Source organism: Cyclobacterium sp. L-R (genome assembly GCF_056859355.1).
Genome location: NZ_JBSXOH010000101.1, coordinates 75,577 through 90,336, shown reverse-complemented (window position 1 = coordinate 90,336; position 14,760 = coordinate 75,577). Strand labels below are relative to the sequence as shown.

The following is a 14,760-nucleotide window of genomic DNA, read 5'->3' as shown; positions in this document are numbered from 1 at the left end:
TTATTAAGATTGGCAACTTAAAATTAAAGTTGGCAAACAAAGGAATATTAAGTAGAACAATGGCCTCATATCAATTTTTACTTCCAATTCACATTATTACTTTAATCTTTTAAATTATAATGCTATGGAATTAAGGTCTTTTTATTCTAAAGAACCGATTGATAATCAACAAACTACTAAAAGTAATGGAGCTACTAAATTTATCATAAAAAAAACGCTCATAGTTAATTATGTGCGTTTTTCCCAATTAGATAAATCCTAAATGCTAGACTTGCTTTTCGCAAACTGTTTTAGCTAATCTTTACCAATTTATTTTAAGGTTTTAAAATACAAGATAACTGACTCAATGTCCTTATCGGAAAGCAATCCCAAGAAAGAAGGCATCTCCCCTTCTCTGCCTTTTACTACTTTCGCACCCGGATCAATGATAGACTCTTTGATATAGGCATCGTCTGCAGTGGCAGTAGTACCATCTTTAAATTCTCTTTTGGCGCCATACAGTCCTTTTACACTTGGACCTATTTTGCCCGCTACATTGTCGTCAATCGCGTGACAGGCAATACATCCGTACTTCAGGAATATTTCTTTTCCTTTGATCGCATCCGCTTTTCCTTCTTCTTTACCTGCCACCAAGGTAGGATCAAAGTTTTCGATCAGGTCTGCAGGATTTAGACTTCCAAAGCCCTCCGCCTTGAGACTGGCTTCATTTACTGCATTTACAGTCATCCAAACCTTATCAGTCCATGAAGTTCCGGATTCTGTTTTAAGGTCAAAGGCTACCTCCATTTGCATTACAATGTCAATATTTGGAACTACAAGAAAAATAGCTTTCTTGTCTTCCGACAGGTGTGCAGCCAATACTGGCATATTTTCCTCACCTACTTCTCCATTCAATTGATAATGCCCTGAACCATATTTTTCTGTTCGCAAGTAGTTCCATCTTTTGACTTGGTAGCTTGCCAAATCTGTGGCCGCAGCCTGATCTAATTCTTGACCAAATCTTAATAATATCCCGCCTTCGCGGACTTTATAATCTACAGGCAATAAACTTTCCTCACCCGTATACCTCAATCTTAAAAAGGCACTTAAAGCATCAGAATTGTGTCCCCATAGAGAGAAACCTGCAAAATAAACCAGACCATCTTTAGTGTTAACCGTACCCTTCATAGTAGGTGCCGGAAAAATGCCGGGAATCACGGATGCTCCTCCTTGTACGATGGAAGAGCTACTGTCCACTTTCACCAAAAACAATCCTGGTCTGCCATAAGACAAATGAAGCATTTGATCGTTGAGTGGACCCATCTTACCAGACGTAACCCATATTTGACCTACTCCAGAACGGTCTGCACCGTGAGGAATCCAGGTTATTGGAGGAGTAGTTTCAGGAATAGGATCTCTATGGGCTGTGGCAGGAACACCAAAATAGTCTCCCTCTCTAATCAACATAATTGGTGTAGAAGGCATATAATGCCCTTGTTGATCAGAACCTGTAACCCAACCTTTTTCAGGATGAATCCCTAGGTAAGGTCCTCTAAATCCAGTAGCAAACTGACTAATACTTCTACCATCTGCGGAAACTTTAAGTATAGATCCATCATCATTTGAAGCTGATCTAAAACCCATTAGGGCTTTAGGGGAAGAGGCTTCAGGTCCCATATCCAAAGCACCAAATTTGGCAACATAAAACCCTCCTTTTGGATCAGCCACCATATCGCTGGCCCATTCACGGGTTTCTATGGATTGTGCCATGATATTGGAGAAGTTTTCATAAAAATCAGCCACCCCATCACCATTCAGGTCATGTAGTCGGGTGATTCCATCCTTACCATATACGTAGATTTCACCATTTACAACTTCTATACTCTGCGGCTCATAGAGTCCTGAGGCAACTCTGGTCCATACCAAACGATCCAAGTCTTCATTTATGCCTGCTATTTTCCATACATCCCCTTCAAAGGTAACCATGACAGCCTCGGAATCACTAAGAAAACTAACATCCACCATTCTAACATTTCGTTTCCAAGGATTTGGAACCGGTAAGGTCAATCGGTCTGTTACAAAAGCTGCGGTATCAGGCGAAACCTGGCCTTTGGTCAGCACTTCTTCTTCCCAATAAGGTGTGGTTCCGTTTTCAAAATCTGGAAGAGTAGACAATTCATTAGCCAATACTCCTGCAAATTTATCTTTTTCAGAAGCTGCCCCATTCCAAAGCATTAATTCAAAATCAACCGTAGTGGCATGTTCAGCAACTTCCACTACCAAATACCTATTGTCTTCAACGGAAAGCGTCACACCTTCACTACCATTGGCTAACCCCATGGCGGTCACTTTTTCCCCATGATAAACCAAAATCTGATTGTCAACCAATTCTACATCGCTGATATCGGTGATCTCAGCAGCCATTAGGAATGTCTTTTTATCAGAAGCTGCCATGGCAAATCTTCTGCTGAATACGGGAAGTCCCTCATGAACAAGGCTTCCCGGTAATTCATAAACAAGTGTATTCCCTACAGTGTAAGAAAGGATGACTTTGTCTTCTACTGGGTAAATGCCTCCATATCTCCCTATCTCAGCAGGTATAGCACCCCAAGCAGGACTATCAGGGTGAGGTGATGGTTTTCTTGGATCTTTTACCGACACCTGTCCAATGGACCAACCTGGGTAAGCTCCAGTAGCCAATTTAGGAACTCCTCCTATTCTTGGGATTTGATTCCCTTTATTATGAAAATCAGCATAGGATACCTGAGCCATGGTTACCATTGGCATAAACTCTCCAGTCCAAGCCACCGACCAACGCAACATATCCGTATCGAAACATGCATAAGCATCATTCCCTAATTTAATGGCCAAAACGCGACCAGAAATATTGTTCTTAGGAAAACCTGCTCCCAACTCCCTGCCATCAAAGGAAGTGGTGATATAAGGAAAAGAAGGCTCCACAAATGGGGCAAAACTTTGTTCTTCAAAATTTACTGAAGTTATCAAGTTTTCCTTTTCAGCTTCACCACAGGCAGATAGCATTAATAATATTATGGATAGCGTGCCGAAGAAATTCCTTGTTTTCGGCCGTTTAAAAAAATACGTGGCAACAGTATCAGTGTGTTTCATTTCTAAGTTATGCAATTTAACTAATAGGTTTTCAAATTAAATTTAAGTTATTGGGCTGAAGACAACTACTGAAAGGACTTAAAATCAGTTATTCTTCGCCACTTCAAAACCAGGAATGGGTACAATTCCTGCAACTCGAATCTTTCAGTTTCCCAGTATTTATATAAACCGGTCTAACCTTTTGGATATCCAGCGTTGAAATTACACCCAAAACCCTTAATTACAAAAAATAATATTTCATAGAAATATTAGGGATGTTTTTTAGTGATTGGGATAAATAGAGAAACTAGGCTATTTATTGTACCTGTCCTTAAGTAAATTCATCATATAAACATTAATATCCCATTGGTTGGAAAGGGGTATTTCGGAAAAGGGAAGTGTCGGCATATAGGGAAAAGGGCCAAACTCTGTATTGATGGTTAAATCCCTGTTATTGGCCTTATGCAATTGCACAACCTTATCCCACCAATTGAGGTGAGCGGACAAGGCCTCTTCCCATTCGGGAGCGCGAGGATCATTCACCTGTGGTCCTTCTGCATGCCCTACCCTGCTGTGAATATGGTCGGTTCTTGAAATGGCCAGGTCCACCGCCTCTTTCTGGTCCTCGAGTAAGGACTCATGTACATTGCACCAATGGGAAATATCCAAGCAAATGCGTAAGTCAGGCAAGTTTTCAAAATACTTTTTGGCAACAGGTGCTGAATACAAGCACTTACCACGATGTGTTTCATGGGTAATGGGAATACCTGACTCTTTTGAAAGCCTATCAGCCAGTTGGAAAAGTGGCAAATTGTCCTCAAAATCAAAATAATCTTTTCCTGTTTGACAGTTGATTAGAACTGGTGCCGCTGCTATTAAATGATTGAGGTACCTTTCATAAGCATCTAAAAGGGCTTTTGGCTTGGTCTCAAAAGATTGAAAATACTGACCAATTAACTCCAATTCATGACCTTTAAGAATCGCCAGTAAATTATCCCTTCGCTTTTTCTCCAAGGGAAGATCCATCTCCACCCCATCGTACCCTGCTTCTTTGACATTTTCACAAAACAACTCAAAAGAGAGGGTATTTCCCCAAAGTGGGGCATAAAATTTAATAGTCATTTTAATTGGTGTTAATTCCATTTCTAATCCGAGGCCAATTTATAGATTTAACCCGGATTATGTAATAGAATTTCTCCGCCCTGACAATGGTCAGGGGTGATAGCCTGTCCCGTGTTTACGGGAAGTGTTCCAATCGCAAGAAAATCAGTCTGTTTGGAGATTTTAGCATAGCACCGGTATGGTGAAATTGAAAACAGCAACGAAGTGGCTGATTTTAAAGCGATTTCAGCACGGAATAGAATGTCTATTGCATATTTCGGGTTTAAGGAGTAGATAAAAAATTGATGTATTCCTTTTGCTAATGAGATTGAAATGTGCATAATAAAGGGGAGTGCTTAAGAACAGTCCCCTTCAGTATATAGGCTAATTTTTTAACCGAAATAGGCAATAAGGTTTAAATTCATCTTCCAACTATTTTGAAGCCATGGTCTTGTCTTCTTTGTAAAATACACGCCAGATTTTTCCTGTCACAGAATCAGAGATGATCACCGTACCATCAGGAGCAAGAGCAAGACCTGTAGGCCTGTGCTTCGCATCACTTGGCGCTTCAATTTTATCTACACCGGCAAAGCCATCCGCAAGAATTTGATATTCTCCTGAAGGATCACCATTCTCGAAAGGTTGCATGGCCACGAAGTACCCTTTTTGTCCCAGAGGAGCTCTGTTCCACGAGCCATGAAAAGCAATAAGGGCCGTTCCTTTATAACTTTCCGGAAATTGATCTCCGGTATAAAACAATAGATCATTAGGTGCCATATGGGCCTCGAAAGTTGCAACAGGGGCTACAGTCCCTTCACATCTATCCGAACTTTGCTTGTCCCCTCCATATTCTGGTGCCGTCAAACGCTTATTTTGCGTTCCATCAAAATAACAATAAGGCCAGCCAAAATCGGCCCCATCACTTAACCTGAACATCTCTTCTGCCGGTTGTTCAACGCTTTCTTCAGTTGTATACATGTCAGGAAACAAACCATTCAGCATGTCACGACCATGTTGCACTGCATACACATGTCCATCAAGGGGGTTGAATTGTAATGCAACAGCGTTTCTTATTCCTGTAGAATACCTATAGCCGTCTTCCATTTGGGTTTGGCCTATTTTTGACGCATCAAAACGCCAAACCCCACCATGTCTTTCTAATAATGGACATGGATCCATTGCTGGTGAGCCTTTTGTTCTATCTTGTTCTTGACAGGCATTGGACGGTGCACCTATATTCACATAGAGGTAACCTTTGTCATCAAAAGTGAAGGATTTGGCTGCATGGGATGTTTGTACAGGTAAACCAGAAACTATGGTGTCTGGAGCCTCTGCATTTTCAGGCAATAAATTGTCTCCAATAAATGAATACCTGAATACGGTGCTGTCATTGGAAGCGTAAAGGTTTCCATCATAGAAGGCCATACCAGTACCTCCAAAATCACTGAAATACTCGATTTCATCCGCCCTACCATCTCCATCCGTATCTCTTAAAGCGGCAATTCCGCCTTGGTCATTTGCTTCCCGAAGGTTAACATAGATATCTCCATTTTCCCTAACTGCCAAATGCCTGGCTCTTCCCAGATCCTCGGCAATAACATAAGACTGAAATCCAGTACCCAGAATCAATCCACCTTTATCTTCATCTCCTATAAAGTAAGGATCATCTGAAGCAGTTTCTGTAGGGCTGCTACATCCCGAAAGCAGACAACTACTAAGGAAAGTAGCCAATAGTAAATTTGAATATTTCATGTTTAATTATGGTTTTAAGGTGGTTAATATTTAAATATAACGCTAAACATCAGTTGCTACAAATATTGTACCTTATATTTCCGTCAAAAAGCAAACTAAACCATGCCTTAATCATTAAATTTAGGCATTAAAAAAATGAAGTTTTACTTCATTGTAAACGGCTTATGCAAATATTTAGTGAATGAAAAACAGCCCCTCTCTTATTGCAACCTCTTGCCTAATAGTAATTCTATTGGGGTTAATTTCATGTCAAGAAAGTGCCCGTTTTACAGCTTTACCAATTTCTCATACCGGCATTGAGTTTGAAAACACACTGTTAGAGGACGAATTTTTCAATATACTTACCTATGAATATTTTTATAACGGAGCAGGTGTGGCTGCTGCAGATTTTGACAATGATGGCCTAGATGATCTTGTATTCACCTCAAATATGGGGAATTGTGAAATTTATGCCAATAAAGGTGAATTTGTGTTTGAAAATAAAACACCAGGTTCAGGGATAGTTACTGAGGGAAAATGGGCCACTGGAATAGCCATTGTTGATATCAATCAAGATGGCCTAAGGGACATTTACATCTGTTTTTCAGGACCCTATGGAGCGATAAAAAGAAAGAACGCATTGTACATCAATGTTGGGGATTTTAAGTTTATTGAAAAAGCAGCAGACTATGGCCTGGCAGACAATGGGTTTAGCACCCAAGCTGCCTTTTTTGATTATGACAGGGATGGAGACCTAGACATGTACCTGATGAATAACATGACTGATGAAACAGGGCCAAATATTATTCGTCCCAAGAGGATTAACGGTGAAATGCTAAACACCGACAAGCTTTACCAAAACAATGGAGACGGAACTTTCAGTGATGTCTCAAAAGCAAGTGGCATTACCTTGGAGGGATATGGATTGGGTTTGGCTATTGCTGATTTCAATGAAGACAATTGGCCGGATATAATGGTTAGCAACGATTACCTCTCCAATGACATTTTGTACCTGAACCAAAAAGACGGTACTTTTTTAAATGTGGCAGGAAAGGTATTTCAACACACCAGTTATTCAGCAATGGGCAATGATGTAGCTGATTTTAACAATGATGGGAAAATAGACCTTATAGAAGTGGACATGCTCCCTCCTACAAATTACCGTCAAAAATTGATGTTTGGCAAAACGGGACATGACAGGTTTACTTCTGAAGTTAAAAGTGGCTATGAACCCCAGTTTATGCGCAATACCCTTCAATTGAACAGAGGAATTAATGACGAAGATTTACCTCAGTTTTCTGAAATCAGCTTTTTGGCAGGAGTTTATGCTACAGACTGGAGCTGGGCACCCTTATGGGCTGATTGGGACAATGATGGTTGGAAAGATTTATTTATTACCAATGGCTACCCACGTGATATCACCAATAGAGACTTCGTTGATTATAGGTCAAATTTTCATCAACTAAACAGCAATGAAATTTTTGAAGAGCTAAAAGAATTGGAAGGCGCCTATCTTGGGAATTTCATGTTTCAAAATAACCAAGACCTTACATTTAAAGATGTATCAATAGATTGGGGCTTCGACAAACCTGGGTATTCCAGCGGCATGGTATTTTCCGACCTAAACAATGATGGCCAATTGGACCTTGTCATCAACAATACCTACAGCAAGGCTTTAATTTATAAAAACAATGGTCAACGCAACACCAAAAACCAGTATTTAAAAATCCGACTGCGAGGAGCCCAAGGGAACTTACAAGCCTTAGGAACAAAAATAAAACTTTATGCCAATGGCCAGGTACAATATTATGAACATTATCTAACAAGGGGCTACCATTCTTCTGTTACCGAAACCATACATTTTGGACTTGGAGACAAGCCACAAATTGATTCACTACTGATCCAATGGCCGGATGGACAAGTGAATCAATTGTACAATATTTCTGGTAAGCAGGTCATCACTCTCGAAAAAAAGGAAATGGAAAAGAAACCTTCCAATTTTCGTCCAAAAGAAGTAGTAAAAGACCTGACAGAAACACTACCCACTTTTAATCATCAAGAAAAATTTTATGCTGATTTCAATCTACAACCCTTATTGCCTCACAAACATTCACAACTAGGACCAGGAATAGCAGTTGCGGACATTAATGCGGATCAGAGGGATGATTTTTTTATCGGTGGCGCTTTTGGACAATCAGGAGTGATATTTTCCCAACTGCAGGATTCTGGATTTAAAACAATCTCTCTTCCAGATGACAATAGCAATTTTGAGGACATGGGCGCTTTGTTTTTTGACGCAGACTCAGATGGGGACCTAGACCTGTATGTAGTTTCTGGTGGAAATGAATTTAAAGCTGGATCAACACACTATCAGGATCGATTGTATTTTAATGATGGCCAGGGTAATTATGAAAAAGCTCAGGCTGCCTTACCAAATATTTCGTCAAGTGGCTCCTGTGTTACGGGAGCTGATTTTGATAAAGATGGAGATATAGACCTCTTCGTCGGTGGTAGATTGACACCCAATTCCTACCCATTACCAGGGACATCTCAATTGCTCCAAAACGAAAATGGTAATTTTACAGAGGTAGCTGATCAGCTGGCTCCTGGTTTGAAGAATATAGGCATGGTAACAGCAGCACTATGGACTGATTACAATGCGGACAATTGGCCAGATTTGATCTTAGTAGGTGAATGGATGGAAATCACTCTTTTTGAAAATCAATTGGGCAAACTGGTTTTGAAAGAAGGGCTACCAGGAATAGAAGCAAGTTCGGGCTGGTGGAACAGTATTGCGGCAGCAGACATAAATCAGGATGGATTGACCGATTATATTGTAGGGAACCTCGGCTTAAATAGCAGGTATAAAACCAGTGTAGAAAGCCCTCTTAAGATCCATTGGGGTGATTTTGACAAGAATGGCAACTTGGAATCAATCATTTCCTTTGTTGAAAATGGGAAAAGATTTCCTATCCACCCAAGAGAAGATCTATTCCAGCAAATCCCCAAATTAAAAAAGAAATTTCCCGACTTCCACAATTATGGAAAAGCTGAACTGTCCTCTCTCCTAGGAAAGGATTTCTTGGAAAAAACTAAAACCTCATTGACTGTTAATACCTTTTCTACAGCCCTCCTTTTAAATAGAGGAAACAAAGGTTTTGAAAGGATCGAATTGCCAAATATAGCCCAAATTTCACCTGTATTTGGCATTGAAACAGGTGATTTTGATGGTGATGGATTGATGGAAATATTTTTGGCTGGCAATTTTCATCAAGTTGAGGTGATTACTGGGTCCTATGATGCCTCCTTCGGTTTATTAATGGAAGTTGAAGGGGATGAGAAAATAAGGGTAAAAAAGCAATTAATTGGGCTGGGTGGAGATGTGAGGGCGGTAGCATCTGTTTTTCTAAATGCTAATAAGAGCCTATTTCACATTGCCAGCAAAAACAACCAACCTGCTCAATGGGTCAATTTACATGGAAAAAAAGTAATGGGGACTCCCTTGCCCGAGGTACCAGGAGCTAAAAAAGCCATGCTTTACTTTAAAAATGGTCGATTAAGGGCAAAGGAATTTTATTTAGGGTCGGCATATTTAAGCCAAAATACAAACCATATTTACCCTGAACCAAACCTTATAAAGGTTATCTATTATGATAAAGATGGTACCCTAATAAAAGAGCACCATCTTTAATTTAGTTTTTACCCCCTTAGTTACTAAAAATCAACCTATTAACAGGATTAGCATAGATTAAATACCCTATAATATTCCTGGTTAATATTATTCACTAATTCATCTTGGAAAAGTATCGCACCTCAAATCTGTTTTGGTTTTTACCTTTAAAAATTGGCTTTTTGTCCGTTCTTAGCACCATATTTTTCCCATCAATGGATAATATATCATAGATATTTACCAGCTTTCCATTACTATCAAAATACTTAAGACGCTTGTCCTCAATGGAAAACTTGTTACTTACAGAAGAATTTACCGCACTGGTGATTGCCTCACCAGTGGGTAAATATTTATAGGTTTCCTCTTGGTGCCAACCATGGCTAGAGAAATTGAATTGGTTATAGTGATAATAAGCAGAATCCAATCTCCATTCACCTATTATCTTTTGTTCGTAACTGGTCTCACATGAAAGGGTAAAACCAAAAATTAAGCAAAAGATTAATCCTGTTTTCAGCATTAATATCCGGGATTTTGGCTCAACACACCGTTACTCAAATCAATTTCTCTTTGAGGAATGGCAAAAAGATAATGTTTAGGCCTTTCAAAATTTCTCGGTGGCTTTAATGGCCCCAGATCTTTTTTATACAAGGCCACAATATCCACCAAATTGTCTTTATCCCAACGGATAAGATCTTGGTGACGCTGATTTTCCCCAGCTAATTCTACTCTTCGTTCATGGATCAGGTCTTCCATAGTGGCATTTGAAAGTTCAGTTCTGTCTGCTCTTTCTCTGACCGCATTGATTTCAGCATCTCCATTTTGACCTGATCTTATTTTGGCTTCTGCCACCATAAGCAAGACATCTGCTGTTCTTAAAATCGGATTATTGTGGCTCATATTTAGCCCTCCCTGAGGATTCCAAGAAGAGTATTTTCTAAAATGATAGCCTGTAGAAGAAAGGTCTGCGGTGTATTCTGTCACTCCCTTGTCTCCACCCAAATCTACCATGTCTCCAGGTTTATAAACTGTATAATCCAGTCTGGGATCTCCATCCTCAAACTCTTCAATCAAATCCTGCACAGGTTCATGAAAATCCCAACCACCCCAAGGTCTTGGTGTAGTGTAAATAATATGGGTATTGTCCTGCCATCCTTGCAAACTTTGTATAGAAAACAATACCTCAGGATTATTTTGCGTTTCCACACGGAAATTGTCCTGATAATTATCCGCTAATGGGTAAGGACCATCTAAAACCTTCTGACCGAAGGAAATGGTTTTGTCAAAGGCTTTCTGGTACAGGTACAACTTGGCCAACAAACCATTGGCCGATCCTTTATTGGGTCTACCTAAATCATCCGCATCATGAGAAATGGGCAAAAGATCGGCAGCCTTTAATAAATCAGCCTCTATCTGTGCATGGGTTTCCTCCAATGATGACCTGGGTTTGTTGTAATTGTTTGCGATGACATCCTCCTCAAGAATTATAGGTACACCGCCATAGATAACAGCAAACCTCCAATACATAAAACCTCTCAGAAAATAAGCTTCACCTAAGGTCCTGTCTTTAAGTGTTTGATCCATGTTGATATCTGGAACATTTATTAAAACGGCATTGGCCCTAGAGATTACCTCATATTTGTGTCTCCAGCTATAATACAATTGAGGATTACCTGCATCAAAAGTAAAAGACTCTATTGCCTGGTCCTCGCCATGATCTCCCGCCCTGAACTGATCGTCAGAAGGAATGTCAAAGGTGTGTTCAGCATGTCCGTAAAAGTCTTCCACCACTAGTGGCTCATACATGGCATTCGCTGCCGCTACTGCATCTTCTCCATTTCTCCAAAACTGTGAAGAAGTAGATTGTCCATAGGGCGTAGTATCGAGTATATTGTCTTCACAAGCTGTAGTAATTAATACCAGCAAAAAAAGAAGTTGAATTGAATTTTTCATATTCTTACATTAGAAAGTTATCGTTGTACCAATGGTCCAGCTTCTGGCTTGTGGATATTGTGCATAATCTGCATTCAATTGCAGGTTACCATCTGTATACCCTAACTCAGGATCCATTCCCGAGTAGCCTGTAAGGACAAATACATTTTGTCCCGTGACATAAAACCTGGCCTTTGAAATCCCAATTCTGTCGGTGATTGGTGTGGGTAAAGTATAACCAAGCACCACATTTTTTAACCTAAGAAAATCTCCATCTTCCAAAAACAAGTCAGAAGTCCTATGGTTTAGGTTATCTCTTTTAGTCGTCATTCTAGGTATTTCATTGCTTGTTCCTTGACCATTCCATCGATTGATGGTCTCTGAATACATATTGAAAGGGTAAGTTGGATCGATGCCTTGCATCCTGTCAGCATTGTAAATATCGAATCCAGCATTGCCAAGGAAAAATAAACTTAGGTCAAAATTGCCATATCCTAACTGGGCATTTAAACCATATACCACTTTAGGATGGGGATTTCCAATGATTTCCCTGTCTGACTCATCAATGATTCCGTCACTGTTTAAATCCAGAAACTTCACATCCCCGGGTTGTATCAATCCGCCAGTTTTTCGTGGATCATTGGCAATGTTAGGGTCATTCTGAATTTCCTCGGAACTTTGGTATAATCCATCTGCTCTCCACCCATAAAAACTTGCTATTGGTGACCCCTCATAAGTTCTTGACAATTCCTGACTAGACCTGCCGTATAATCTAGAACCTATAAAATTACCATCTACCAATTTGGTGACTTCATTTTGAATAAAGGAAGCATTTCCACTCAAGGTATAGGTAAGTTTCCCTTGGGTTTCTCTAAATAAAACTTCCACTTCGAGTCCCTTATTTCTCAACTCACCAAGATTTTGGTTGGGTATCTGTGCCGTACCTATGGATCCAATGGTAGGAGGAGCTATAAGCATGTCCTTGGTGTCTTTTATAAAGTAATTGAAATTGGCTAGCAATCGATTGTCTAAAAACCCTAAATCCAAGCCAATATTTGTCATTTGGGCTGTTTCCCAGGTAATCCCAAGGTTTGGCACTCTAGTTTGTGCGGCTCCTACGGTTTGATTGCCCCCAAAAGAATACCTTCTTCCAGAACTTATTAGGGCCAAATATTGTAAACCAGGAACATTTTGATTGCCCAAGCTACCCCAACCACCGGTCAGTTTCATATTGGAAATAAAGCCAACATTTTGAAAGAAATCCTCTTCCGAGATTCTCCAACCAAGTGAAAACGCAGGAAAATACCCCCAGCGATTTCCTGGTGCAAATTTTGAAGACCCATCACTTCTAAAAGTGGCTGTCACCAAATAGCGTTCATCATAATTGTAAGTAGCCCTACCAAAATAGGAAGCAAGCGCATCATACGATTTCCCTCCATCTATTCCATTCAAAGTTTGTCCCACACTTAAAAACCTTTGGTCAAATGATTCATCCAGAAAATCTCTTTTGCTGGCACTGAATCCATCTGAATTAAAGGTCTGAGTAGTATAGCCGCCTACGAAATTAAATTTGTGCAAATCATTGAATTCTTTATCATAAGAAACAAAGTATTCTGCCAAAACTGAATAGTATTCATTATAACTTCTTGAAAGGGAATTTATAGAACTGGCCCTTATCTGGTCATTGACAATAATATTGAAATTATAACCATCACTAATGAAGCCATCCAGACCAAAATTAACTCTAAATTTCAACCCTTCCATTAGCTCATATTCGGCATTTAGATTGCCTAATATTTTGTGGCTTGTATTGTTATTGTCTTGGGTATTTTGGGTAAAAATAGGATTGTTAATGTCTCCAAATTCTCCAGATATTTGAGAGGAGCTATAAGAACCATCTGGATTCATTACAGGCAAGCCAGGATGGAAACGTATTGCGCTCCATAAGACACCCGTTTGGGCCGAAAGGGTATTAGGACTCCTTTGATTGACGGAAACAAGCTGCAGGTTCTGACCTATCTTAAACTTATCGCTGATCTTGTGGTCAGAATTTATTCTAAAGCTTAGACGTCTAAAGTCAGAATTAGAGATCATCCCTTCTTCTTTAAAATATCCACCCGCCAACATAAAAGAAGAATTATTGTTCCCTCCCCTAAGGGTAAGATCCACATTTTGTGTTGTGCCTTGGCCAAGAAGTTCCTCTTGCCAGTTGGTCTTTTGCGTTTGGTAAGCTGAATTTTCCCAAATGGGGTTGATCGCTAATCCATCGTTGGTATACCGCTCTCTTTTGAGGCTGGCCAATGTCGGGGCATCCAACACATCGATGGTCTTGATCGCATTGGAAATGCCGGTGTAACCATTTAACTCAACTTTCAATGGTTGGTTGAAGTCACCACGTTTAGTGGTGACAATCACAACGCCATTGGCCGCTCTTGTTCCATAAATTGCGGAAGCAGACGCATCTTTTAATACCTCAATGGATGCTATATTATTTGGGTTTACGTCATTAAGGTTACCGCCAGGAACACCATCTATGATAATTAAAGGGTCTGCATTGTTAAGCGTTCCCGTCCCTCTAATTCTAATAGAACCCTGATTTCCAGGTGCGCCACCATTTCTTACCACATTGACTCCCGCTGCCCTTCCTTGCAATGCCTGTGCAGCACCTGATACTGGTAAATTCTCCAGGTTATCCCCTTTTATAGAAGATACAGCACCTGTTACATCTCGTTTTTCCTGTGTACCATACCCTACCACCAATACCTCATTGAGAGAGGATTCATCCTGAACCATTTGCACATTCAGTATGCTTTCATTTCCAATTGTGATAACTTGTGTTTTATACCCTATAAAGGATATCACCAAGGTGCCATTTTCCGGTACATCAATGGAGAAATTACCATCAATATCTGACACTGTACCTTTGGTAGTTCCTTGTAGGGTAATGGTAGCTCCTGGCAATGGTGCTCCTGTTTCATCCACAACAGTACCTTTAAGGTCTGCCATAACAATATTTTCTAGTGCCACTGCTGCGGCCGAAATAGGCCGAACAAGAATTACTAAAAAAAGAAGTGGGGCAAACACCCAAATAATAGAATGTATGCTCATTTTAGGAATAGTTTTTTTCATAGGGTGTATATTAGACGTTAGTTTTATTTGGATTTATAGTCTCAATCATTTGAACTGCTTATAAGACAGTCTAGTTCTTTTTATCAATTGGCTCCTGTTGCTAATTCCTGGAT

The 14,760-nt window shown here is 39.9% G+C and carries 7 protein-coding genes; 1 reads left to right on the top strand and 6 read right to left on the bottom strand.

Annotation, left to right across the window (positions count from 1 at the left end; all coding sequences use genetic code 11):
- Window positions 1-309: 309 nt before the first annotated feature.
- The 3 genes from AC13EX_RS24790 to AC13EX_RS24780 form a co-directional block, all read right to left on the bottom strand.
- A complete protein-coding gene (locus tag AC13EX_RS24790; RefSeq protein WP_482894728.1) occupies window positions 310-3,108 on the bottom strand; it encodes a DUF6797 domain-containing protein in 2,799 nt (932 codons plus the stop codon).
- Window positions 3,109-3,399: 291 nt separating this feature from the next.
- A complete protein-coding gene (locus AC13EX_RS24785) occupies window positions 3,400-4,209 on the bottom strand; it encodes a sugar phosphate isomerase/epimerase family protein (protein WP_482894727.1) in 810 nt (269 codons plus the stop codon).
- Between the two features lie 411 nt (window positions 4,210-4,620).
- The gene (locus AC13EX_RS24780) at window positions 4,621-5,940 is read right to left on the bottom strand and encodes a PQQ-dependent sugar dehydrogenase (RefSeq protein ID WP_482894726.1); all 1,320 of its coding nucleotides are present in this window, start codon (window positions 5,938-5,940) and stop codon (window positions 4,621-4,623) included.
- A gap of 181 nt (window positions 5,941-6,121) precedes the next feature.
- Here AC13EX_RS24780 and AC13EX_RS24775 point away from each other — a divergent pair, with 181 nt between their 5' ends.
- The gene (locus AC13EX_RS24775; RefSeq protein ID WP_482894725.1) at window positions 6,122-9,610 is read left to right on the top strand and encodes a VCBS repeat-containing protein; all 3,489 of its coding nucleotides are present in this window, start codon (window positions 6,122-6,124) and stop codon (window positions 9,608-9,610) included.
- A gap of 94 nt (window positions 9,611-9,704) precedes the next feature.
- Here the strand turns inward: AC13EX_RS24775 and AC13EX_RS24770 are convergent, their stop codons facing one another.
- The 3 genes from AC13EX_RS24770 to AC13EX_RS24760 are packed head-to-tail and all read right to left on the bottom strand — an operon-like array spanning window position 9,705 to window position 14,647.
- Window positions 9,705-10,106 carry a hypothetical protein gene (locus tag AC13EX_RS24770; RefSeq protein WP_482894724.1) on the bottom strand — a complete coding sequence of 134 codons (402 nt, stop codon included), beginning with the start codon at window positions 10,104-10,106 and terminating at the stop codon, window positions 9,705-9,707.
- Entirely contained in the window at window positions 10,106-11,539 is a 1,434-nt protein-coding gene (locus AC13EX_RS24765; RefSeq protein ID WP_482894723.1) for a RagB/SusD family nutrient uptake outer membrane protein, read from the bottom strand. Before AC13EX_RS24765 ends, AC13EX_RS24770 begins: the two co-directional genes overlap by 1 nt.
- Window positions 11,540-11,548: 9 nt before the next feature.
- Complete coding sequence (locus AC13EX_RS24760; protein ID WP_482894722.1) at window positions 11,549-14,647, bottom strand: SusC/RagA family TonB-linked outer membrane protein; 3,099 nt, start codon at window positions 14,645-14,647, stop codon at window positions 11,549-11,551.
- Window positions 14,648-14,760: the final 113 nt, after the last annotated feature.